General features: G+C 70.3%; 19 protein-coding genes and 1 riboswitch. Of the genes, 8 read left to right on the top strand and 11 right to left on the bottom strand.

All coding sequences use genetic code 11. The annotated features are described in order from the left end of the window. Positions 1 to 19: 19 nt before the first annotated feature. Positions 20 to 1,036 carry a GlxA family transcriptional regulator gene (locus ACZ7LY_RS06285; RefSeq protein ID WP_471623350.1) on the bottom strand — a complete coding sequence of 339 codons (1,017 nt, stop codon included), beginning with the start codon at positions 1,034 to 1,036 and terminating at the stop codon, positions 20 to 22. A 93-nt stretch (positions 1,037 to 1,129) separates the two neighbouring features. On the opposite strand from ACZ7LY_RS06285, the gene ACZ7LY_RS06290 reads away from it, so the two are divergent. Next, positions 1,130 to 1,291 carry a hypothetical protein gene (locus ACZ7LY_RS06290; RefSeq protein WP_471623351.1) on the top strand — a complete coding sequence of 54 codons (162 nt, stop codon included), beginning with the start codon at positions 1,130 to 1,132 and terminating at the stop codon, positions 1,289 to 1,291. A gap of 26 nt (positions 1,292 to 1,317) precedes the next feature. Here the strand turns inward: ACZ7LY_RS06290 and ACZ7LY_RS06295 are convergent, their stop codons facing one another. The 6 genes from ACZ7LY_RS06295 to ACZ7LY_RS06320 all read right to left on the bottom strand — a co-directional run bounded on the left by ACZ7LY_RS06295 (position 1,318) and on the right by ACZ7LY_RS06320 (position 8,933). After that, positions 1,318 to 2,337, bottom strand: coding sequence for a ribonucleotide-diphosphate reductase subunit beta (locus ACZ7LY_RS06295; RefSeq protein WP_471623352.1), 1,020 nt, complete (start codon positions 2,335 to 2,337; stop codon positions 1,318 to 1,320). After that, the gene (locus ACZ7LY_RS06300) at positions 2,337 to 4,721 is read right to left on the bottom strand and encodes a ribonucleoside-diphosphate reductase subunit alpha (RefSeq protein WP_471623353.1); all 2,385 of its coding nucleotides are present in this window, start codon (positions 4,719 to 4,721) and stop codon (positions 2,337 to 2,339) included. The genes ACZ7LY_RS06295 and ACZ7LY_RS06300 overlap by 1 nt, the downstream gene beginning before the upstream one ends. A gap of 124 nt (positions 4,722 to 4,845) precedes the next feature. Continuing rightward, positions 4,846 to 4,977, bottom strand: a riboswitch (cobalamin riboswitch). Between the two features lie 63 nt (positions 4,978 to 5,040). Further along, positions 5,041 to 6,018, bottom strand: a complete 978-nt coding sequence (locus ACZ7LY_RS06305; protein ID WP_471623354.1) for a nucleoside hydrolase — start codon at positions 6,016 to 6,018, stop codon at positions 5,041 to 5,043. A gap of 104 nt (positions 6,019 to 6,122) precedes the next feature. Then, complete coding sequence (mctP, locus tag ACZ7LY_RS06310; protein ID WP_471623355.1) at positions 6,123 to 7,748, bottom strand: monocarboxylate uptake permease MctP; 1,626 nt, start codon at positions 7,746 to 7,748, stop codon at positions 6,123 to 6,125. Continuing rightward, positions 7,745 to 8,002: a DUF3311 domain-containing protein gene (locus tag ACZ7LY_RS06315; protein WP_471623356.1), complete on the bottom strand. Its 258-nt coding sequence runs from the start codon at positions 8,000 to 8,002 to the stop codon at positions 7,745 to 7,747. Before ACZ7LY_RS06315 ends, mctP begins: the two co-directional genes overlap by 4 nt. 166 nt (positions 8,003 to 8,168) lie before the next feature. Further along, positions 8,169 to 8,933 (bottom strand): GntR family transcriptional regulator, encoded by a 765-nt coding sequence (locus ACZ7LY_RS06320; protein ID WP_471623357.1) that lies wholly within the window; start codon positions 8,931 to 8,933, stop codon positions 8,169 to 8,171. Between the two features lie 438 nt (positions 8,934 to 9,371). On the opposite strand from ACZ7LY_RS06320, the gene ACZ7LY_RS06325 reads away from it, so the two are divergent. The 4 genes from ACZ7LY_RS06325 to ACZ7LY_RS06340 all read left to right on the top strand — a co-directional run bounded on the left by ACZ7LY_RS06325 (position 9,372) and on the right by ACZ7LY_RS06340 (position 14,172). Then, positions 9,372 to 10,652: an extracellular solute-binding protein gene (locus tag ACZ7LY_RS06325; protein ID WP_471623358.1), complete on the top strand. Its 1,281-nt coding sequence runs from the start codon at positions 9,372 to 9,374 to the stop codon at positions 10,650 to 10,652. A 110-nt stretch (positions 10,653 to 10,762) separates the two neighbouring features. Further along, the gene (locus ACZ7LY_RS06330; RefSeq protein ID WP_471623359.1) at positions 10,763 to 11,755 is read left to right on the top strand and encodes a carbohydrate ABC transporter permease; all 993 of its coding nucleotides are present in this window, start codon (positions 10,763 to 10,765) and stop codon (positions 11,753 to 11,755) included. After that, positions 11,752 to 12,582: a carbohydrate ABC transporter permease gene (locus ACZ7LY_RS06335; RefSeq protein WP_471623360.1), complete on the top strand. Its 831-nt coding sequence runs from the start codon at positions 11,752 to 11,754 to the stop codon at positions 12,580 to 12,582. Before ACZ7LY_RS06330 ends, ACZ7LY_RS06335 begins: the two co-directional genes overlap by 4 nt. A gap of 9 nt (positions 12,583 to 12,591) precedes the next feature. Beyond that, entirely contained in the window at positions 12,592 to 14,172 is a 1,581-nt protein-coding gene (locus ACZ7LY_RS06340; RefSeq protein WP_471623361.1) for a glycoside hydrolase family 3 protein, read from the top strand. A gap of 304 nt (positions 14,173 to 14,476) precedes the next feature. Here ACZ7LY_RS06340 and nagB read toward each other — a convergent pair whose 3' ends face one another. After that, positions 14,477 to 15,262 (bottom strand): glucosamine-6-phosphate deaminase, encoded by a 786-nt coding sequence (nagB, locus tag ACZ7LY_RS06345; RefSeq protein ID WP_471623362.1) that lies wholly within the window; start codon positions 15,260 to 15,262, stop codon positions 14,477 to 14,479. Positions 15,263 to 15,682: 420 nt separating this feature from the next. Next, positions 15,683 to 16,438 (bottom strand): SDR family oxidoreductase, encoded by a 756-nt coding sequence (locus ACZ7LY_RS06350; protein WP_471623363.1) that lies wholly within the window; start codon positions 16,436 to 16,438, stop codon positions 15,683 to 15,685. A 94-nt stretch (positions 16,439 to 16,532) separates the two neighbouring features. Here ACZ7LY_RS06350 and ACZ7LY_RS06355 point away from each other — a divergent pair, with 94 nt between their 5' ends. Then, positions 16,533 to 17,141: a TetR/AcrR family transcriptional regulator gene (locus ACZ7LY_RS06355; RefSeq protein ID WP_471623364.1), complete on the top strand. Its 609-nt coding sequence runs from the start codon at positions 16,533 to 16,535 to the stop codon at positions 17,139 to 17,141. Between the two features lie 537 nt (positions 17,142 to 17,678). Beyond that, positions 17,679 to 19,145 carry a histidine kinase N-terminal domain-containing protein gene (locus tag ACZ7LY_RS06360; RefSeq protein WP_471623506.1) on the top strand — a complete coding sequence of 489 codons (1,467 nt, stop codon included), beginning with the start codon at positions 17,679 to 17,681 and terminating at the stop codon, positions 19,143 to 19,145. A 282-nt stretch (positions 19,146 to 19,427) separates the two neighbouring features. On the opposite strand, the gene ACZ7LY_RS06365 is transcribed toward ACZ7LY_RS06360, so the two are convergent. Beyond that, on the bottom strand, positions 19,428 to 19,685 hold the full coding sequence (locus ACZ7LY_RS06365) for a WhiB family transcriptional regulator (protein WP_016639615.1): 258 nt from the start codon (positions 19,683 to 19,685) through the stop codon (positions 19,428 to 19,430). A gap of 320 nt (positions 19,686 to 20,005) precedes the next feature. Then, positions 20,006 to 20,974 carry a diacylglycerol/lipid kinase family protein gene (locus ACZ7LY_RS06370; RefSeq protein WP_471623365.1) on the bottom strand — a complete coding sequence of 323 codons (969 nt, stop codon included), beginning with the start codon at positions 20,972 to 20,974 and terminating at the stop codon, positions 20,006 to 20,008. Between the two features lie 129 nt (positions 20,975 to 21,103). Between ACZ7LY_RS06370 and ACZ7LY_RS06375 the strand changes: the two genes are divergently transcribed. Then, a complete protein-coding gene (locus ACZ7LY_RS06375; RefSeq protein ID WP_471623366.1) occupies positions 21,104 to 21,550 on the top strand; it encodes a hypothetical protein in 447 nt (148 codons plus the stop codon). Positions 21,551 to 21,562: the final 12 nt, after the last annotated feature.

Genomic DNA, 21,562 nt, shown 5'->3' on the forward strand with positions numbered 1-21,562 from the left:
CCCGAGGAACCGACAACGCTCAACCGTGAACGGCCCGCCGCCCGGAACCATCCGGGACGGCGGGCCGTTCACGTCGTACGGGCGCGGGGACGCGGAAGGTCCGCCGGAAGGCGTGGGGTGTGGTGCCGAGCACCTTCATGAACTGATGGCGCATCGCGGGCGCGTTGCCGAACCCGCAGCGCGCGGCGACCGCGTCCACCGTCTCGTCCGTGCGCTCCAGCAACTCCTGGGCGTACAGGACGCGCTGGCGCAGCAGCCAGCGGTAGGGCGTGGTGCCCGTCTCCTGCTGGAAGCGGCGGGCGAAGGTGCGCGGCGACATCAGCGCCCGCGCGGCCAGCTCCTCCACGGTCACCTGCTGGTCCAGATGCCGTTCCATCCAGGCCAGGACCTCGCCGACCGTGTCGCAGCGGGTCGGCGGCAGCGGGCGCTCCACGTACTGCGCCTGACCGCCGTCGCGGTGCGGGGGCACGACCATGCGGCGCGCGACCGCGTTCGCCACGTCCGGGCCGTGTTCGGTGCGCACGAGGTGCAGACACGCGTCGATGCCCGCGGCCGTGCCCGCGGAGGTGATCACCGGGCCCTCGTCCACGTACAGCACGTCCGGGTCGACGCGGGTGCGCGGGAAGGCGCGGGCCAGATCGTCCGCGTACCGCCAGTGGACCGCGCAGCGGCGGCCGTCGAGCAGTCCCGCCTCCGCGAGCACGAAGACGCCCGAGCAGACGCTCAGCACCCGCGCCCCGCGCGCGACGGCGGCCCGCAGCGCGTCCAGCAGCTCGGGGGGATAGCCGTCCGCCGGGCGGGCGGCGGCGGGGACGCAGACGAGGTCGGCGGAGGCGAGCCGCTCCAGTCCGTAGGGCGTGGAGACGGTCAGGCCCGGAACGTGTGTGGACAGGGACGGGCCCTGCGCGGAGACCACCGCGAAGTCGTACGCGGGCAGCCCCGCGTCGGAGCGGTCGAGGCCGAACACCTCGCACACCACGCCGAGTTCGAAGGGATGGACGCCTTGGAGCAGCACCGCGGCCACGTTCTTCAGCATGGCCGACAGTGTGCCGCATCGCTGGCAGGAATTCGAGGGTGCGTGTCAGTCCTGCCACTGCCGCGCGGGGCCCCGGCGGACGACAGTAGAGACATGAACACCGCGCTGAACTACCTCACCGTCCTCGCCGTCTTCCTCCTCCTGGCCGTGCCCTCCCTGTACGGGATCGCACACGAGCGGCGCGTCGACCGCCAACTGCGGCAGGCGCGGGAGGGGTTCGAGTCCTCCCGCGCCCGCTTCACCCGCGCCGCCTGACGCCCGGCCCGAAGGGCGTGTCCCTCCTAGAACTCCTCGTCGAACTCGACCGAGCCCTCGACCGCGACCTGATAAGCCGAGGGCCGCCGCTCGAAGAAGTTGGTCAGCTCCTGGACGCCCTGCAACTCCATGAAGGAGAACGGGTTCTCCGAGCCGTACACCGGCGCGAAGCCGAGGCGCACCAGGCGCTGGTCGGCGACGCACTCCAGGTACTGGCGCATCGAGTCCGTGTTCATGCCGGGCAGGCCCTCGCCGCACAGGTCGCGGGCGAACTGCAGCTCCGCCTCCACGGCCTCGCGCAGCATGTCGGTGACCTGCGTGCGCAGTTCGTCGTCGAAGAGGTCCGGCTCCTCCTTGCGGACCGTGTCCACCACGTCGAACGCGAAGCTCATGTGCATCGTCTCGTCGCGGAACACCCAGTTGGTGCCCGTGGCGAGCCCGTGCAGCAGACCCCGCGAGCGGAACCAGTAGACGTAGGCGAAGGCGCCGTAGAAGAACAGGCCCTCGATGCAGGCGGCGAAGCAGATCAGGTTGAGCAGGAAGCGGCGGCGGTCGGCGCGGCTCTCCAGCCGGTCCATCTGCTCCACCGAGTCCATCCACGTGAAGCAGAACTCGGCCTTCTCGCGGATCGAGGGGATGTTCTCCACCGCCGCGAAGGCCGCCGCCCGGTCCCGCGGGTCGGGCAGATAGGTGTCGAGCAGCGTCAGATAGAACTGGACGTGCACGGCCTCCTCGAACAGCTGCCGGCTCAGATACAGCCGCGCCTCGGGGGAGTTGATGTGCTTGTACAGCGTCAGCACGAGGTTGTTGGCGACGATCGAGTCACCCGTGGCGAAGAACGCGACGAGGCGCCCGATCATGTGCTGCTCGCCCGGCGACAGCTTGGCGAGGTCGGCGACGTCCGAGTGGAGGTCCACCTCCTCGACCGTCCACGTGTTCTTGATGGCGTCGCGGTAGCGCTCGTAGAAGTCCGGGTAGCGCATGGGCCGCAGGGTCAGTTCGAAGCCCGGGTCGAGCAGGTTCTTTTCCGTGGGAGCGGTGGTCATTACTGGCATGCCTCGCAGGACTCGGGATTTTCCAGGGAACAGGCGACCGCGTCGGCGTCGGCCGGGACAGCGGTCGGTTCGGGGGCGGCCGGGGCCGGGACCGTGGAGCGGCCGGCCGCGCGGGCGATACGCGTCGCCGGGCGCGAGCGCAGGTAGTACGTCGTCTTCAGGCCCGACTTCCAGGCGTACGCGTACATCGAGGAGAGCTTGCCGATGGTCGGCGTCTCCATGAACAGGTTCAGGGACTGGGCCTGGTCGAGGAAGGGCGTGCGGGCCGCCGCCATGTCGATGAGCCCGCGCTGCGGGATCTCCCACGCGGTGCGGTACAGCTCGCGGACCTCGGCGGGGATCCAGGTGAGGCCCTGGACCGAGCCGTTGGCCTCGCGGAGCGCCTCGCGGGTGCGCGCGTCCCACACCCCGAGCCGCTTCAGCTCGTCCACGAGGTACGAGTTGACCTGGAGGAACTCACCGGACAGCGTCTCGCGCTTGAACAGGTTGGAGACCTGCGGCTCGATGCACTCGTAGACGCCCGCGATGGAGGCGATGGTCGCGGTCGGCGCGATGGCGAGCAGCAGCGCGTTGCGCATGCCGACGGCGGCGATACGTTCCCGCAACGCGGCCCACCGCTGGGGCCAGGCAAGTTCGGTGGCGTAGTGGTCGGGGTGCAGCACCCCGCGCGCGGTGCGGGTCTTGTCCCACGCGGGCAGCGGGCCGCCGCGCTCGGCGAGGTCGGCGGACGCCTCGTACGCGGCGAGCATGATCCGCTCGGCGATCCGCGTGGACAGCGCCTTGGCCTCGGGCGAGTCGAAGGGCAGCCGGAGCTGGAAGAAGACGTCCTGGAGGCCCATCGCGCCGAGGCCGACCGGGCGCCAGCGGGCGTTGGAGCGGCCCGCCTGCTCGGTCGGGTAGAAGTTGATGTCGACGACCCGGTCGAGGAACGTCACTGCCGTACGGACGCTCGCGTCCAGGCGCTCCCAGTCGATGTCGCCGGCGTCGGTGTCGACGAACGCGCCGAGGTTGACGGAGCCGAGGTTGCACACGGCCGTCTCCCCGTCGTCCGTCACCTCCAGGATCTCCGTGCACAGGTTCGAGGAGTGGACCGTGTGGCCGGGCTCCGCCGTCTGGTTCGCGGTGCGGTTGGCGGCGTCCTTGAAGGTCAGCCAGCCGTTGCCGGTCTGCGCGAGGGTGCGCATCATGCGGCCGTACAGATCGCGGGCGGCGACGGTCCGCTGGGCCTTGCCCTCGGCCTCGGCGCGGCGGTAGGCGGCGTCGAACTCCTCGCCCCACAGGTCCACCAGCTCGGGCACGTCCGACGGCGAGAACAGCGACCAGGGGCGGTCCTCGGCGACGCGGCGCATGAACTCGTCGGGGATCCAGTGCGCGAGGTTCAGATTGTGCGTACGGCGCGCGTCCTCACCGGTGTTGTCGCGCAGCTCCAGGAACTCCTCGATGTCCGCGTGCCAGGTCTCCAGGTAGACGGCGGCGGCACCCTTGCGGCGGCCCCCCTGGTTGACGGCGGCGACGGAGGCGTCCAGCGTCTTGAGGAAGGGGACGATTCCGTTGGAGTGGCCGTTGGTGCCCCGGATCAGGGAGCCGCGCGAACGGATGCGGGAGTACGACAGGCCGATGCCGCCGGCGTGCTTCGACAGGCGGGCCACCTGGTGGTAGCGGTCGTAGATCGAGTCCAGCTCGTCCAGCGGCGAGTCCAGCAGGTAGCAGCTCGACATCTGCGGGTGTCGGGTGCCGGAGTTGAACAGGGTCGGCGAGGACGGCAGATAGTCCAGCCGGCTCATCAGGCCGTACAGGGCGGTCACCTCGTCGAGCGCGCGGACGCTGTCGTCGTCGGCGAGCCCGGCCGCGACCCGCAGCATGAAGTGCTGGGGCGTCTCGACGACCTTGCGGGTGATCGGGTGGCGCAGCAGGTAGCGGCTGTAGAGGGTGCGCAGGCCGAAGTAGCCGAAGCGGTCGTCGGCGCGCACGTCGATCAGGGCGTCCAGGTACGCGGCGTGCGTGCGGACGAAGGCGGCCGTGCGGTCCGCGACGAGCCCTTCGCGGTGGCCGGTGGCGACGGACGCGGTGAAGGACGTGACGCCCTGCGAGGCGGCCTCCGCGGCGATCGACCGGGTCAGCAGCCGCGCGGCGAGCCGAGAGTACGCCGGGTCCTCGGAGATCAGCCCGGCCGCCGCCTCCGTGGCCAGCTCCCGCAGCTCGGCCTCGTCCGCGCGGGCGCTGCGTCCGCGCAGCGCGGCGGCGGCGACCCGGCCGGGGTCGGTGTCGGGGAGGTCGGCGGTCAGCTCCGTCAGGGTGCGCAGCAGCGCGGTCCCGGGGGCGTCGGCATCGGCGCCGGCTGCGGCTGACGCAGGATCGACGGGCGCGATGGTCACGTGGGGCTCTCCCTCGCTGGGCTCGGGGCCCGCGGGGAGGAAGTGGCCCGGGCACACGCACGAAGCGGCCCGCGTCACCGGCCCATTCCGCGAGGCCCGGACGTCGTGGACGCCCGGGCCGGGCGGCTCGGGCGTGCCGTCGGCAGGTCATCGGACTCACGTACGGGCCTTTTGCGGGCGTACGTTCACCGTTGCGGGACAGTTCCGGATTCGCACCGGATTCCCCTGCTGCGACAGCGAGAGCGAGCATACATGTTGTGCCGGTGCTCTGAAGCATGCCCACATGTTGTGTCGGGGTGGGCGGTGCCGTACGGCTTCGTCAGACGGCGGGCCACTTCAGCAGGCCCGCGACGAAGTCCTGCGTGAAGTCGCGCGGGCCGGTGCCGAGGGCGACGCGGCCCCGGTGCCGGGTGCGGCCGGACACCAGCGGGGACTCCTGGTAGTAGGCGCGCGGGTAGTCCGCGTCGTGCGGGATGAACACGGTCTTGCCGCGCGTCAGTTCGCTCGCGCACTCCACGACGACGGTGCCCTCGGCGGCGGTCACGAACGACTCGTCGGCGCAGACCCCGACGGCCAGCGGGTCGTGCAGCGGGCAGCCCTCGGCGGCGCGGTAGGCGTTCAGGTAGAACCGCATCAGGCGCGCGGTCAGCTCCTGCCCGGCGCCCGCCTCCTCCAGGACCGTCAGATCCTGCTCGCGGAAGCGCCAGCCGTGCGTCGCGTCGAGCCCGACCATCGTGTACGGGATGCCGGAGGAGACGACGATGTCCACGGCGTCCGGATCGGCCCAGGCGTTGAACTCGGCGACGGGCGTGATGTTGCCCGGCACCTCGGCCGCGCCGCCCATGAACACCAGGTGCTTGACCCGCCGGGCGAACCCGGGGTCCTCGCTGAGCGCGATGGCGACATTGGTGAGCGGCCCGGTCGCGCACACCGTCAGCTCACCCTCGTACGTACGCGAGAGACGCAGCATGGCCTGCGCGGAGGACTCGGTCAGCTCCGGGACGGCCGACGCGGCGAGGGACTCGGTGCCGAGGCCACCCGCACCGTGGAACTCGCCGGCGGCCGAGTACGGCAGCCGCGTCAGCGGGCGTCCGGCACCCCGGTGGACTGGCACGTCGCCGTCGATGCCGAAGGCGCGGGCCAGCGAGCGGCCGTTGCGGAAGGTCTGCTCGGCGGGCGCGTTGCCGCCGACGGTCGTGTACGCCTTGAGGTCCCACAGCCCGGTGCCGAGCAGGTACTGGAGGGCTACGGCGTCGTCGATGCCGGGGTCGCTGTCGAGGACGATGGGTGCGGGCATGGCGGTTCTCCTCCGTAGGTGGTCAGGGGGACACGGTAAGCGCACGAGCCCCTCCACCAGGGAGGGGCTCGTGCGCTGACGAGGGGGGCGGCGGGCGCCGGGGCTCAGTGGCCGGAGGCCCCCACGGTGGGCAGTTCGACCTTGACGCCCTTGTCGCCCGCGTCGGCGGTGTAGTCCGAGGGAGACGTCTCGTCGACGCCCTCCGGGGCCTTCAGCGCCTTCAGGACGAAGGTCAGGACGACGGTGACGGCGACGTTCAGGACGAAGGCGGTCATGCCGATGTAGCCGATCTGGCCGATGCCCGGGATCTCCTTCGCCGAGCCGCCGAAGTGGGCCTGCGTCGGCGAGGCCACCCCGTACGCGGCGACCGTGCCGTACACCATGCCGACGGCCCAGCCCGCGAGCAGCGCCCAGCGGTGGAACCAGCGGGTGAACAGGCCGCCGACCAGCGCGGGGAACGTCTGGAGGATCCAGATGCCGCCCAGGAGCTGGAAGTTGATGGCGACCGTCTTGTCCATGGTGAGGACGAAGGCGAGCGCGCCGACCTTCACGAGCAGCGACACCAGCTTGGAGACCTTGGTCTCCTGCTCGGGCGTCGCGTCGGGCTTCAGGAAGTCCTTGTAGATGTTGCGCGTGAACAGGTTCGCCGCCGCGATCGACATGATGGCGGCCGGCACCAGCGCGCCGATGCCGATGGCCGCGAACGCGATGCCCGTGAACCAGTCGGGGAACATGTCCTCGAACAGCTGCGGGATCGCCAGCTGCCCGTTCTGCACCTTCACCCCGGCCGCGATCGCCATGAAGCCGAGCAGCGCGAGCAGGCCCAGCATCAGCGAGTACAGCGGCAGGATCGTGGTGTTGCGGCGGATCACGTCGCGGCTCTTGGAGGAGAGCGTCGCGGTGATCGAGTGCGGGTACATGAACAGCGCGAGCGCCGAGCCGAGCGCGAGCGTCGCGTACGTCCAGGTGCCCTGCGAGCCGGGGGCGAGCGCCCCGACGGGCTTGTCGGTCGCCGGATTGATCTGGGAGAACTTCTTGCCGGCCGCGGCGAAGATGTCGTCGAAGCCGCCGAGCTTGATCGGGATGTAGATGATGGCCACCGCGATCACGAGGTAGATCAGGGTGTCCTTCACGAAGGCGATCAGCGCGGGGGCGCGCAGGCCCGAGGAGTACGTGTACGCGGCCAGTACGCCGAAGGCGAGCAGCAGCGGCAGGTCCTTGACGAACCAGTTGGTGTTCTCGCCGCCGCCGATGCCCATGACGTCCAGGACGGCCTGGATGCCGACGAGTTGCAGTGCGATGTACGGCATCGTGGCGAGGATGCCGGTGACCGCGACGGCGAGGGACAGCCCCTTGGAGCCGAACCGGCCGCGCACGAAGTCGGAGGTCGTGACGTACCCGTGCCGGTGCGAGACCGACCACAGGCGCGGCAGGAACGTGAAGATCAGCGGGTACACGAGGATCGTGTACGGCACCGCGAAGAAGCCGGAGGCGCCCGCCGCGTAGATCGCCGCGGGGACGGCGACGAAGGTGTACGCGGTGTAGAGGTCGCCGCCGAGCAGGAACCAGGTGATCCAGGTGCCGAACGAGCGCCCGCCCAGGCCCCATTCGTCGAGGCTGGCCTCGGCGTCGGCCTTGCGCCAGCGCGCGGCGAGGAAGCCCATGACCGTGACGGCCACGAAGAAGAAGATGAAGACGGCGAGTGCGACGCCGTTCACGCCGTCGTTCACGCCGCGCCTCCCGAGGTCTTACGGGAGCGCTGGTCACGCTGCCACAGCTTGTACGCGAGCATGGTCAGCGCCGTCGAGATGACGACCCAGAGCATCTGGTACCAGTAGAAGAACGGGATGCCGATGAACGTGGGGTCGATCTTCGCGTACGAGCTGACCCAGAGCATGGCGACGAACGGCGCCACCAGACAGAGGGCGATGATCACGCGCACCGGTGTGATCACCGGTGGTTTCACTTCAGGCGCATCGGACATGACGCAGGCTCCCGTCCCCTCGCTGGTCCCACTTATGTCTTCTTTAACGTGCGGGAAATCTAAGCGAGAGTCCCGCCTCATGGAACCCCTGTCCGCATAACGGACGTGCCGGAAAGGCGAGTCGGGGCCGGACCGGGACGAACCGGCCCGGCGGGCGGGGCAGTTGTCAGTCGATGGGGCGCTTGAGGCGCGCGACGAACTTGTAGCGGTCGCCCCGGTAGACCGAGCGCACCCACTCCACGGGCTTGCCCGAGCCGTCGATGGAGTGCCGGGAGAGCATCAGCATCGGCAGCCCCACGTCCGTACCGAGCAGCCCGGCCTCGCGCGGGGTGGCGAGCGAGGTCTCGATGGTCTCCTCGGCCTCGGCGAGACGGACGTCGTAGACCTCGGCGAGCGCGGTGTAGAGGGATGTGTACTTGACGAGGCTGCGGCGCAGCGCGGGGAAGCGCTTGGCCGACAGATGCGTGGTCTCGATGGCCATGGGCTCGCCGCTCGCCAGGCGCAGCCGCTCGATGCGCAGGACGCGCCCGCCGGTCGTGATGTCGAGGAGGCCCGCGAGGGTGTCGTCGGCGGTGACGTACCCGATGTCGAGGAGCTGCGAGGTGGGCTCAAGGCCCTGGGCGCGCATGTCCTCGGTGTAGGAGGTGAGTTGGAGCGCCTGGGAGACCTTGGGCTTGGCGACGAAGGTGCCCTTGCCCTGGATGCGTTCGAGCCGGCCCTCGACGACCAGCTCCTGGAGGGCCTGGCGGACCGTGGTGCGGGAGGTGTCGAACTCGGCGGCGAGCGTGCGCTCGGGCGGGACCGGGGTGCCCGGGGGCAGCGTCTCCGTCATGTCGAGCAGGTGCTTCTTCAGGCGGTAGTACTTGGGCACGCGTGCGGTACGGACGGGCGCCCCGCTCTCGTTCTCCGCACTGCTGACGTCGGTGCTCATGCTCCGCCTTCCCGGCTCCGGTGCCGATGCGACCGACGTACCCCATCGGCCACGGCTCACATCGTGGCACGGCGCGCGGCGGGGGAGTCCTCGCACGCTCCGTGATCCCTCCTTATACCGCCCGGTGACCGCCTGGTCTAGTCCACGCCGCCGCCCGATGGGAGCGGTTCCCCGGGCCGGCCTCCGCCTCTGTGGCCCCCTGTGTCCCCCCTGGGTCCCCTCGGGCGAAGCCGGTCGGTGTCGTTCCGATAACGGACGCACAGTCCTTTCTCGGCCACCCTTGACAGCCCTATTGGTCTGGGCCAAGCTCCCGGTACTGGTCTACACCATTAGAGACCAGATCCCAGTCCCATCAGCCGTATCCGCGTACGCCTTCGCGTGCTCGCCGTATGTCATCGCTGTGGGTGGGGGGTTGCAGGCATCCCTGAGGAGGGTGACATGAAGCGCAAGCTCATTGCGGCCATCGGCGTCGCGGGCATGTTGGTCTCGATCGCGGCGTGTGGCGGCGGCGACGACAAGTCCAGCGACAAGAAGGCGGGCCCGGAGAGCTTCAAGGGCCAGACGCTGACCGTCTGGGCGATGGACGGCTCCACGCCGCCCAAGTGGACCAAGGATCTGCAGGCTGCCTTCGAGAAGAAGACCGGCGCCAAGTTGAAGTTCGAGACCCAGAAGTGGGACGGCATCCAGCAGAAGATCACCACGGCGCTCTCCGAGTCCACCCCGCCGGACGTCATCGAGGTCGGCAACACCCAGACGCCCGCCTACGCGGCCACCGGCGGCCTCGCCGACCTGAGCGACCTCAAGAAGGAGATCGGCTCCGAGTGGACCGACTCCGTCTCCAAGTCCTCCGTCTACGAGGGCAAGCAGTACGCCGCGCCGTGGTACTTCGCCAACCGCGTCGTCATCTACAACAAGAAGGTCTGGGCCGACGCCGGCATCAAGGACACCCCGAAGACCCGGGACGAGTTCTTCAAGGACCTGGAGACCATCGGCAAGAAGACGGACGCCGAGCCGCTCTACATGCCCGGCCAGAACTGGTACTTCTTCGACGGCCTGACCATCGGCCAGGGCGCCGACCTCGTCAAGAAGGAAGGCGACAAGTACGTCTCCAACCTCGCCGACCCCAAGGTGGGCAAGGCCATGGAGATCTACAAGAAGTACGCCTCCTACTCCAAGGCCCCCAAGGACAAGGACGAGGCCACCCCGCAGCAGGCCGAGGTCTTCGCCAAGGGCAAGACCGGCGCCTTCATCGGCATGGGCTGGGAGGCCGGCACGGCCATCGCCGCCAACAAGAAGATCGAGAAGAACATCGGCTACTTCACCATCCCCGGTGAGACCGCCGACAAGCCCGAGGGCGTCTTCCTCGGCGGCTCGAACTTCGCGGTCGCCGCGGGCAGCAAGAAGCAGGAGCTGGCCAAGGAGTTCCTGAAGCTGGCCCTGGGCGACAAGTTCGAGGGTGCCCTCGCCAAGGAGAACGGCGTCATCCCGAACAAGAAGTCCCTGGAGTCCAACCTCAAGGGCAACGTCGTCGCCGAGGCCGCCGCCCCGGCCGCCGAGTTCGGTGGCACCACCCCGCTCATCCCCGAGTGGGCCGCGGTGGAGAACACCCCGAACCCGATCAAGAACTACATGACCTCCGTGCTCAACGGTAAGTCGCCCGCCGAGGCCGCCAAGGCCGTCGAGGGCGAGATCAACAAGCGCCTCGCGCAGAAGAACTGACCTTCGCGCGCCGGGGGGCGGCCGCCGGGTCCTGATCCCACGGGACAGGCCCTGGCCGCCCCCCGGCACAGGCGTGTTCGACCGTACGGCCACGGAAGAGATGGCGAGTCATGTCAGTGCAGACCGAAGGCACGGACACGGCCGGGGCGACCGGTGTCCGCAAGACCGAGGCACCGCCCCCGCGTGACACGGGCGGCAAGACGCCCGGCCGCCGGGCCGGCGCGTACGCCCCCTACCTCCTGCTGCTGCCGGCGCTGGTGGCCACGCTCGTCCTGCTGGGCTGGCCCCTGGTCAAGAACGGCATGCTGTCGTTCCAGAACCTCAACCCGCGCCAGCTCATCCTCCACCTCACCGAGTGGAACGACTTCGACAACTACAAGGAAGTCCTCACCAGTTCGGACTTCTGGAAGGTCGTCGAGCGGACGGTCCTGTTCACTGCCGTCAACGTCGTCCTGATCATGGTGATCGGCACCCTCGTCGGGCTGCTCATCGCCCGGCTCGGCACCCGCATGCGGCTCCTGCTCATGTTCGGCCTGGTCCTCGCCTGGGCCATGCCCGTGCTCGCGGCGACCACCGTCTTCCAGTGGCTGTTCGCCCAGCGCTTCGGCGTCATCAACGCCGTGCTCGACTCGCTCGGCTGGCACTCCATGGCCGACCACAACTGGCTCGGCACGCAGATGTCCACCTTCTCCGTGGTCACCCTGCTCATCGTGTGGCAGTCCATCCCCTTCGTGGCGATCAACCTCTACGCCGCCACGACCACCATCCCCAAGGAGCTGTACGAGGCCGCGTCCCTCGACGGCGCCGGCGTGTGGAAGTCCTTCACCTCCGTCACGCTGCCCTTCCTCAAGCCGTTCCTGCTGGCCACGACCTTCCTCGAAGTGATCTGGGTCTTCAAGGCGTTCCCGCAGATCTTCGCCATGAACGAGGGCGGCCCGGACCGGCTCACCGAGACCCTGCCGATCTACGCCTTCGTCGAGGGCGTCGGCAACCAGCACTTCGGCATGGGCTCCGCCATCTCGTTCCTGACCATCCTGGTGCTGCTCGCGCTGACCTCGTACTACCTGCGCCTGGTGCTCAAGCAAGAGGAGGACGAGCTGTGAAGCGCTCACTCTTCGGCCGTTTCTGGCCCAACGCGACCGCCGTCGCCCTCTTCGTCGTCTTCGCGTTCCCCGTCTACTGGATGTTCGCCACGGCGTTCAAGCCGACCAACGACATCGTCACGGACAGCCCCGTCTGGATCCCGACGAACGTCACCCTCCAGCACTTCGACAAGGCCGTCCACGCCGACCACTTCTGGACGCTGGTGCGCAACTCGCTCACCGTCACCGTCCTGTCGGTCGTGCTCTCCCTGGCCATCGCGCTGGTCGCGTCCTTCGCCCTCGCCCGCATGCGGTTCAAGGGGCGGCGCGGCTTCATCATCGTGTTCATGATCGCGCAGATGGCCCCCTGGGAGGTCATGGTCATCGCGATCTACATGCTGGTCCGCGACAACGACATGCTCGACAGCCTCGTCCCGCTCACCGTCTTCTACATGATGATGGTGCTGCCCTTCACGATCCTGACGCTGCGCGGCTACGTCGCCGCCGTGCCCAAGGAGCTGGAGGAGTCCGCGATGGTCGACGGCTGCACGCGCCCGCAGGCGTTCGTCAAGGTGATCTTCCCGCTGCTGGCGCCCGGCCTCATGGCCACCTCGCTGTTCGGCTTCATCACCGCCTGGAACGAGTTCCCCCTCGTCCTCATCCTCAACAAGAGCGTCGAGTCGCAGACGCTCCCGCTGTGGATCTCCCAGTTCCGTACCGCCTTCGGCGACGACTGGGGTGCGACGATGGCGGCGTCCTCGCTCTTCGCCGTCCCGATCCTGATCCTCTTCGTCTTCCTCCAGCGCAGGGCCGTCAGCGGCCTGACCGCCGGCGCCGTGAAGGGATAACGCCACCCGATGACGACCATCGCACGCGGCACCGACACACTGACCCGCGACGCCCTCGCGGTCCTCCAGCCCGGCTTCACCGGCACGACCGCGCCCGACTGGGTGCTGCGCAGCCTCGGTGAAGGGCTCGCCTCCGTCGGCCTGTTCGGGCGCAACATCGCCACCCCGGACCAGGTCGCCGCCCTGACCTCCCAGTTGAAGGCCGAACGCGACGACGTCCTGGTCGCCATCGACGAGGAGTCCGGCGACGTCACCCGCCTCGAAGTCCGTACGGGCTCCTCGTTCCCCGGCAATCACGCCCTCGGCGCCGTCGACGACGTGGACCTGACGCGCGGCGTCGCCCACGAACTCGGCCGCCGGCTCGCCGCCTGCGGCGTCAACCTCAACTGGGCGCCGTCCGCCGACGTCAACGCCAACCCCGACAACCCCGTCATCGGTGTCCGCTCCTTCGGCGCCGACACCGGCCTCGTCGCCCGGCACACCGCCGCCTACGTCGAGGGCATGCAGGCCGCCGGGGTCGCCGCCTGCACCAAGCACTTCCCCGGGCACGGCGACACGGGCGTCGACTCGCACCACGACATGCCCCGCATCGACGTCGGCCTCGACGTCCTGCACGCCCGCGACCTCGCGCCCTTCCGCGCGGCCATCGCCGCCGGCAGCCGCGCCGTCATGAGCGCCCACATCCTCGTCCCGGCCCTCGACCCGGAGCGGCCCGCGACCCTCTCCCGCCGCATCCTCACGGGGCTGCTCCGCGAGGAGATGGGCTACGACGGCCTCATCGTCACCGACGGCATCGAGATGCAGGCCATCGCCGCCACCTACGGCATCGAACGCGGCAGCGTGCTCGCCATCGCCGCCGGCGCCGACGCCATCTGCGTGGGCGGCGGACTGTGCGACGAGGACACCGTCACGCGGCTGCGCGACGCCCTCGTCGACGCCGTCCGCTCCGGCGAACTGCCCGAGGAACGCCTCGCCGACGCCGCCGAACGCGTCCGCGCCCTCGCCCGCTGGACCGCCCTCGCGCGCCCCGCCGAGGCCCCGGGGGCCGCCGCGAGCACCGCCCCGCTCAGCGACATCGGCCTGGTCGCGGCCCGCCGCGCCCTCACGGTGACCCGCGCCGCCGACACCGGCACCGACACCGGCACCGACACGGCTTCGGCCGGGGGCGCGATCACCGGCCCGGTCCACGTCGCGTCCTTCGCCCCCGGCGCCAACATCGCCGTCGGCGACGAGACCCCCTGGGGCGTCGCCGCCGAACTCCAGCGGCTCCTGCCCGGCACCACGTCCGGCTCCTACCGGGGCGAGGACGCGGGCGCCGCCGCCCTCGCCGCCGCAGACGGCCGCCGCGTCGTCGCCGTCGTCCGCGACGAACACCGGCACCCGTGGATGCGGGCCGCGCTCGACACGATCCTCGCGGCGCGCCCCGACACCGTTGTCGTCGAGATGGGCGTCCCCACGGCCGCCCCCCGAGGCGCCCTCCACATCGCCACCCACGGAGCAGCCAGAGTCTGCGGCCAGGCAGCGGCAGAAGTCGTGGCGGGGCCCTTGCCGGGGGGCCGCGGGGACGTCGGGGGCGACGGGCGGGAGTAGCGCCGGTGGCACCGGTAGCGCCGGGGCGCGGGGGGCGCCGGTAGGGCCGGGGCGCCGGTAGCGCCGGGGCGCGGGGGCGCCGGTAGGGCAGGTGGCGCCGGTAGTGCGGGTAGCGCCGGTGGCCAAGGGACGCTGGGGAGGGGCGGTGCGTTCGCGCGCCGCCCTTGCCCGTTGTGCAGGGTGTCCGATGCGCAGGGTGTCGGGGGCAGGCGCCAGTAAGGGCCAGGCGTCTGCCGGAACGGCGCGGTGCCGGGCACCCCGGGCGGGGGTGGCCGGCACCATCATGCGGAGCGGAGCGGGCCGCTTACAGCCCCTGCCACTCCGGCTTGTTGACGTAGGTGTGCCGGAAGTAGTGCGCCAGCTTCAGCTTGGAGGCCGCGGCCTCGTCCACGACGACCGTCGCGTGCGGGTGCATCTGCAATGCCGACGCCGGCACGACGGACGCCACCGGCCCCTCGACCGTCGCCGCCACGGCGTCCGCCTTGCCCTCACCCGTGGCGAGCAGCACCAGGTGCCGCGCCTCCAGGATCGTGCCGATGCCCTGGGTGATGACATGCCGCGGAACCTGGCTCAGGTCCCCGTCGAAGAACCGCGCGTTGTCCTGGATCGTCTGCTCGGTCAGCGTCTTGATCCGGGTCCGCGAGGCCAGCGAGGAGCACGGCTCGTTGAACCCGATGTGCCCGTCGGTGCCGATGCCGAGCAACTGGAGGTCGACCCCGCCGGCCTCGACCAGCGCCTTGTCGTACGCCTCGCAGGCCGCCTGGACGTCGTCCGCGCTGCCGTCCGGGCCCATGAACGACGCCTCGCTCAGCCCGAGCGGCTCCACGACCTCGCGCAGCACCGTCGCCCGGTAGGACTCGGGGTGCCCGGCGGGCAGCCCCACGTACTCGTCGAGCTGGGCGATACGGGCCCGGGAGGCGTCGACCTCACCCGCGCGCACCTTGGCGGTCAGCGCCTCGTAGATGGGCAGCGGGGTCGAGCCGGTGGCCACACCGAGCAGCGCGTCGGGCTTGCGCCGCAGCAACTGGGCCATGGCCTCGGCGATCAGCTCGCCACCTGCCTTGGCGTCCGGAACGATCACAACTTCCACGCTGGGCCTGCCGTTCTGGTCAGAGGGGGACTGGAAGGACGTGTGGTATAGACCAATCTAGCAGAGGTGGCCCCTGCCGGTCAGGCCCCGCGCACGCCCTCCTGTGCCCATGCTCGACGCTTCCCGCCCCCTCGGCATGTCGAGCCGCCCGCAGGGGGTGACCGAGGCCGGCCTCGGCGCCCCGATCCGGCGCCCCCGATCCCGGTGTCCCCGGTCTCGACGCCCCCGGCTCCGGCACCCCCGGTCCCAGCCCCCAGTCCCGGCACCCCCAGTCCCGCCGTGCCCTCGCCCAGTCGTGGCCGACGCCGGCCGCGGTGCTCTCGGCGCCGGAGCGTCCTCCCCTCTCCCTGTACTGGAGCGTCCTCGCTCCTCCCTGTACTGGAGCGCCGCCCTTCGGTTCAGTCAGTTCAGTCGGTTCAGTCAGTTCAGGAGCGAACCCCCTGTCGCGTCCACCCACTGGCCCGTGACCCAGCGCCCGTCCGGCGAGGCCAGGAACGCCACCACGTCCGCTATCTCCGCCGGCGTCCCCACCTCGCCGAACACCGAGAGTGCCGCCGCCTGCGCGCGGGCCTCGTCGCTCGCCCGCAGCCACTCCGCGTTCACATCGGTGTCGACGATGCCCGGCGCCACCGTGTTCGCCGTGATCCCGCGCGGGCCCAGCACCTTCGCCAGGTAACGCGTCAGGACGTCCAGCGCCCCCTTCGTCATCGCGTACGGCATGAGGTCCGGGAGGAGGGCCGTGCGGGCGGCGCCCGAGGAGATGTTGATGACCCGGCCCCCGTCCCGCAGCCGGGGGAGTGCGTGCTGGACGAGAAAGAGGGGTGCTCGCGCGTTCACCGCGAAGAGGCGGTCGAACTCCGGCTCCTCGATCTCCTCGAAGGGGCTCGACGTCCCGATCCCCGCGTTGTTCACCAGGATGTCCACCCCCTCCGCGTGCTCGTCGAACCGCTCCCACAGCTCCCGGGCCGCCTGCGGTGCCCCCAGCTCCGCCCCGAGCGCGAACGCCGCCCCGCCCGCCTCCTCGATCGCCGCGACCGTCTCCTTCGCCGCCTCCTCGTTGCTCCCGTAGTGCACCGCGACCCGCGCCCCGTCCCGCGCCAGCCGCAGCGCGATCCCGCGTCCGATGCCCCGACTCGCGCCCGTGACCAGCGCCGTCCTGCCCGTGAGTGCGCCCATGACGACTCCTCCCCGAATCTGTATCGGTCGTTATGGAAATGACCGTAGCGCACCCCCGGGTCAGTTTTCTAGTGCACGCTATAGAATTCACCCCATGGCGACCAAGCAGCGCGGACGGCCCCGCTCCTTCGACCGGGAGACCGCCCTGGAGAAGGCCATGCGCGCCTTCTGGGAGAACGGCTACGAAGCGACCTCCGTCTCCGACCTCACCCGCGAGATGGGCATCGGCGCCCCGAGCCTGTACGCCGCCTTCGGCGACAAGCGCACTCTGTTCGAGGAGGTCGTGCGGGTCTACGGCACTACCCACGGCGCCGGCCCCGCCCGCGCCCTCACCGAGGAGCCCACCGCCCGGGGCGCCATCGAGCGGATGCTGCGCGAGGCCGCCGACGAGTTCACCGCGCCCGGCCATCCGCACGGCTGCCTCGTGATCCACGCCGCCACCAACTGCGCCACCCCCGAGGTCGAGCAGGCCCTGCGCGACCAGCGCGGGGCGAGCCTCGCCGCCATCGAGGACCGGCTGCGCCAGGGAGTCGACGCCGGCGAGCTGCCTCCCCGTACCGACACCGCCGCGCTCGCCCGCTTCGTCGGGGCCGTCTTCCAGGGCATGTCCCAGCAGTCCCGCGACGGGGCGAGCCGGGCCGACCTGGAGGCCGTCGCCGCGCTCGCCATGACGGCCTGGCCGCAGCCGGCGACCGCCGGCTGAAGTCCCCTGGCAGCCCGGGGCTCCGTGCGCCCGACCCCCGTACACGCCCCGGCCGGACCCCCTCCGTTCGAGGAGATTTCCCGGAAGCGGGGGCCGGGACAAGATTTCCTGAACCTGGAGGGTCCGCCGGCCGTGAGGCATGACATAGGTTGAAGCCGTTGCGGGTGGACAGCCGCCGGGGGAGTGTGCGTGCGGGGTGTTCGTCGGAGAAAGAGACGACAACAATCCTGTGTCGACGCATGGACATCGGAGAATGGTCTAGTCCACAATGCGTGAAGAAGCCTCCGCCCTCCCCGCACAGGAGGACGGACAGAGGAATCGGCGCTCTCTGCCCTGACTGCGTCGCTCCTCGATCGACAGCCGGGAACCGCACACCTGGCAGTCGGTGCACCTGAAGGGCTGCGGTGCCAGGGATCGGGTTGAGGGTCCCGCCCCCGGCGCCGCGGCCCGTCGGTCTTTCCGGCCCCGCGCGCGTGGGCCGCCGCCGGACGGTTCAGGGCCCTCCGAGCCGCCGGGTACCCTCGGCTCGTGCCCTCCATGAACGATCTCGTACGCCAGCACACGGCCCTCGGCGACACCGACCTCGAGTGGCTTCACCTGCTGGTCTCGGAGTGGCAGTTGCTCTCCGACCTCTCCTTCGCCGACCTCGTGCTGTGGGTGCCCACCCGTGACGGCACGCGGTATGTCTCCGTGGCGCAGATGCGGCCGAACACCGGCCCCACCTCCTACCAGGACGACATGGTCGGCCATCTCGTGCCGCGCGGCCGGCGACCCATGCTCGACGTCGCCCTCGACGAGGGCCGCATCGTGCGCGAGGGCGACCCTGAGTGGCGCGAGGAGGTGCCGGTGCGCGTCGAGTCCATCCCCGTCCGCCGCGAGGGCCGCGTCCTCGGTGTGATCGCGCGCAACACCAACCTGCTCACCGTGCGCACCCCCTCGCGCCTGGAGCTGACCTACCTCCAGTCCGCGTCCGACCTGGCGCAGATGATCGCCGCGGGCACCTTCCCGTACCCCGGGCAGCAGGTCGACATGGACGCCTCCCCGCGCGTGGGCGACGGCCTGATCCGCCTCGACGCGGACGGCGTCGTCCAGTACGCCTCGCCCAACGCCCTGTCCGCCTACCACCGGTTGGGCTTCTCCGCCGACCTCGTCGGCCACCACCTCGGCCGCACCACCGCCGAACTCGCCCCCTCCAGGGGCCCGGTGGACGAGGCGCTCGCCAAGCTCGCCAGCGGATGGGCGCCGCGCGAGTTCGAGATCGAGGGCGAGGAGGGATCGATCCAGGTCAGGGCCATCCCCCTCAAGCCCAAGGGCACCCGCATCGGCTCCCTCGTACTGTTGCGCGACGTCACCGAACTGCGGCGGCGCGAGCGGGAGTTGATCACCAAGGACGCCACCATCCGGGAGATCCACCACCGGGTGAAGAACAACCTCCAGACCGTCGCCGCGCTGCTGCGGCTCCAGGCCCGGCGTATCGGGTCGGAGCGGGGACGTGAGGCCCTGGAGGAAGCGGTCCGGCGCGTCGGCTCGATCGCCATCGTGCACGAGACGCTGTCCCAGAACCTCGATGAGCGCGTGGAGTTCGACGAGATCGCCGACCGAGTGCTCGCCATGGTCGCGGAGATCTCCCCGGGCCAGGTCACCGGCCGGCGCACCGGCCGCTTCGGCATCCTCGACGCCGAGGTCGCCACGCCCTTGTCGATGGTTCTCACCGAGATCCTGCAGAACGCCCTGGAGCACGGTTTCCGGCAGGGCGACACCGGCTTGGTGGAAGTCGGGGCCGTGCGCGGCGGCACCACCAAGGACGCCCGTCTGCTGATCACTGTTCAGGACGACGGCGTCGGTCTGCCCGAGGGTTTCGATCCCAAGCGCGCCGGCAATCTCGGACTCCAGATCGTACGAACTCTGGTGGAAGGCGAGTTGGGCGGATCCTTCGACATGGTGCCCGCACCCGAACGCGGCACAAAGGTCCTGCTCGACATTCCGGTGAACTCGCAGAAGTAGCCGCATTAAGCTGCACGCTTTCTTCACACGCGCAGACGTGCATTCTCGCGCGCAGACGTGCGACTTAATGCGGCATACGACGAGATACGGGCATTGCCGTACGCGCACAGCAGTGAGCCCCGGACCGTGAAACGGTTCCGGGGCTCACTGCTCGCGTTGCTCGGGTCATGTCCCGGGCTGAGCCTGGGGGAGCATCGGGGGTACTGCGCGCTGCGGCTCGGGGGCGGGAGATGCGTACTCGCTGTACGCGCCGCCGGGCTCAGGCTCGTAGGGGGTGGGGGATCAGGCGGAGGCCTGACGGGCCCGGTTGCGAGCGGCACGGCGCTTCATCGCGCGGCGCTCGTCCTCGCTGAGGCCACCCCAGACGCCGGAGTCCTGGCCGGACTCGAGCGCCCACTGCAGGCACTGCTCCATGACGGGGCAGCGGCGGCAGACGGCCTTGGCTTCCTCGATCTGCAGCAGCGCAGGACCGGTGTTGCCGATGGGGAAGAAGAGCTCGGGGTCTTCCTCGCGGCAAACGGCGTTGTGACGCCAGTCCATGGCTGCTACCTCTCCTTGGTATTACGTGCAAGTTGCTTGTGAATGTGAACGCTTTCACGAATCCCTCAACAAGTGAAGGGCCGGACGTCACGTGTGCGACGGCTGTCCGTTGCTTTGAGGAGGGGATTCGGGCTCTCTGTGGGGGCCGATGTTGCGGGCCGTCCCGAGCGCCATGTAGAGATTCGCAAACCTCGGCGGCGGATACAACCCCTTCAGGAAAGTTTTTTTGGAATCCTCGGTGTCGGCTAGGTCACAGCCGTACTTCCATGGGGTGGATGCCAGCCCAAACGTTCGAGATAAAGGACTAAGGGCCCTTCCACTCACACAATCACACGCAGTGCACGGCGTACGCCTGTGAACGTCACGCTCGTTCGCAGCCCCAGGTGGTCACCGTCCATCTGGAGGGGCAGGGGCACCTTCGAATGCAAGGTGAAGTCGGTCAGGTCATGGAGCGTGACCGCGTTCTTGCCACGGGGTCCGCGGTCGGGCGTCGACATGAGTAGTTGGGTGCCGTAGCGGGTCACCGCCGAGGTCGACAGCTTCTTCAATCCGAGCACGTCAAGGCCGGTGTCGAAGGACGCGAGCGGCGAGGGATACAGCGGACGGTTGCCCAGGAACGTCCACGGAGAGGTGTTGCTCACTATGGAGACCACGAGATCCGTGACCGGGTCCTCGCCCGGCTGTTCGAGCGTGATGGTGCCGTGCCGGCGGTCCTGCTCACCGAGGAACTGACGCACTACTTGTCGCACGTACAGGGCGTGGGTCGAACGCTTGCCGCGTTCCCGCTGCTGCTCCACACGACCCACCACGCCGGCGTCGAACCCGAGCCCCGCGCTGAACGTGAACCACCGCGAGGGCACCGCCTCGTCCTCCGTGCCCGGAGTGCCCGCGGCGAGCCCCAGGCCCACCGTGCGCTCCCGGCCCTCGCGCAGGGCGTCCAGGAGCTGGCCGGTGGCCTCCACGGGCTCGTTCGGCAGGCCGAGAGCGCGCGCGAAGACGTTCGTGGAGCCGCCGGGGACGACCGCGAGGCCCGGCAGCCGGTCCAGGTCGGGACCGCCGTGCAGCAGCCCGTTCACCACCTCGTTGACCGTGCCGTCGCCGCCCAGGGCGACGACCAGCTCGATGTCCTCGCTCTCAGCGGCCTGCCGCCCCAGGTCACGGGCGTGGCCCCGGTACTCGGTGGTGACGGCCTCCAGCTTCATCTCGCTCGCCAGCGCGTGGATGAGGACATCACGCGTGCGCTCGCTGGTGGTGGTTGCCGCCGGATTGACCACGAGAAGTGCACGCATGGGTTGCAGGGTACCCAGCGGCCGGGAGCCGACTCGGACCGAGGTAGGAGTCAGGTAAGAGCCGCAGGTGAGCGGCGGTGCTCCGACGCACTCTCCGGGACCGGCCGGGCCGGGGGCTACGCTGCAGAGGTGACCTCAGAGCAGAACCCCGCCCCCGAGAACGCCGCCGAAGAGGGCCCCCGCCCCGGCCGCCTCACCGCCGCCGCGGCCCTGTCCGCGCTCGAAGGCGTCGCCCTCGTCGTCGGCGGCGCCTACATGCTCATCGCCGGCGTGACCGGGCACCCCGACAGCCGTCAGCAGGCCGTCACCGGCGGTATCACCCTGATCGTCCTCGCGCTGCTGCCGCTGCTCGCCGCGCGCGGACTGCTCGCCCGCAAGAGCTGGAGCCGGGGGCCCGCGATCATCACGCAGATCATGGCCCTGCCGGTCGCCTACACGCTGGTCACCACGGACTCGCCGCTGCTGCCCGCCGGGATCGTGCTCGCCGCCGTGGCGATCACCGGGCTCGTCCTGCTGGTGAACCCGGCGACCACGCGCGCGCTCGGCATCCGGACCCCGGGCTCGTCCTCGCGTTAGGCGCCCGCCGGG

This window comes from Streptomyces sp. NPDC107550 (genome assembly GCF_055639095.1).

What these genes read in the sequence shown, in the direction of transcription:
- ACZ7LY_RS06285 (WP_471623350.1), bottom strand. Translation starts at nt 1,036, where the DNA reads ATGCTGAAGAACGTGGCCGCGGTGCTGCTCCAAGGCGTCCATCCCTTC.
- ACZ7LY_RS06290 (WP_471623351.1), top strand. Translation starts at nt 1,130, where the DNA reads ATGAACACCGCGCTGAACTACCTCACCGTCCTCGCCGTCTTCCTCCTC.
- ACZ7LY_RS06295 (WP_471623352.1), bottom strand. Translation starts at nt 2,337, where the DNA reads ATGACCACCGCTCCCACGGAAAAGAACCTGCTCGACCCGGGCTTCGAA.
- ACZ7LY_RS06305 (WP_471623354.1), bottom strand. Translation starts at nt 6,018, where the DNA reads ATGCCCGCACCCATCGTCCTCGACAGCGACCCCGGCATCGACGACGCC.
- ACZ7LY_RS06315 (WP_471623356.1), bottom strand. Translation starts at nt 8,002, where the DNA reads ATGTCCGATGCGCCTGAAGTGAAACCACCGGTGATCACACCGGTGCGC.
- ACZ7LY_RS06320 (WP_471623357.1), bottom strand. Translation starts at nt 8,933, where the DNA reads ATGAGCACCGACGTCAGCAGTGCGGAGAACGAGAGCGGGGCGCCCGTC.
- ACZ7LY_RS06325 (WP_471623358.1), top strand. Translation starts at nt 9,372, where the DNA reads ATGAAGCGCAAGCTCATTGCGGCCATCGGCGTCGCGGGCATGTTGGTC.
- ACZ7LY_RS06330 (WP_471623359.1), top strand. Translation starts at nt 10,763, where the DNA reads ATGTCAGTGCAGACCGAAGGCACGGACACGGCCGGGGCGACCGGTGTC.
- ACZ7LY_RS06340 (WP_471623361.1), top strand. Translation starts at nt 12,592, where the DNA reads ATGACGACCATCGCACGCGGCACCGACACACTGACCCGCGACGCCCTC.
- ACZ7LY_RS06350 (WP_471623363.1), bottom strand. Translation starts at nt 16,438, where the DNA reads ATGGGCGCACTCACGGGCAGGACGGCGCTGGTCACGGGCGCGAGTCGG.
- ACZ7LY_RS06355 (WP_471623364.1), top strand. Translation starts at nt 16,533, where the DNA reads ATGGCGACCAAGCAGCGCGGACGGCCCCGCTCCTTCGACCGGGAGACC.
- ACZ7LY_RS06360 (WP_471623506.1), top strand. Translation starts at nt 17,679, where the DNA reads ATGAACGATCTCGTACGCCAGCACACGGCCCTCGGCGACACCGACCTC.
- ACZ7LY_RS06365 (WP_016639615.1), bottom strand. Translation starts at nt 19,685, where the DNA reads ATGGACTGGCGTCACAACGCCGTTTGCCGCGAGGAAGACCCCGAGCTC.
- ACZ7LY_RS06370 (WP_471623365.1), bottom strand. Translation starts at nt 20,974, where the DNA reads ATGCGTGCACTTCTCGTGGTCAATCCGGCGGCAACCACCACCAGCGAG.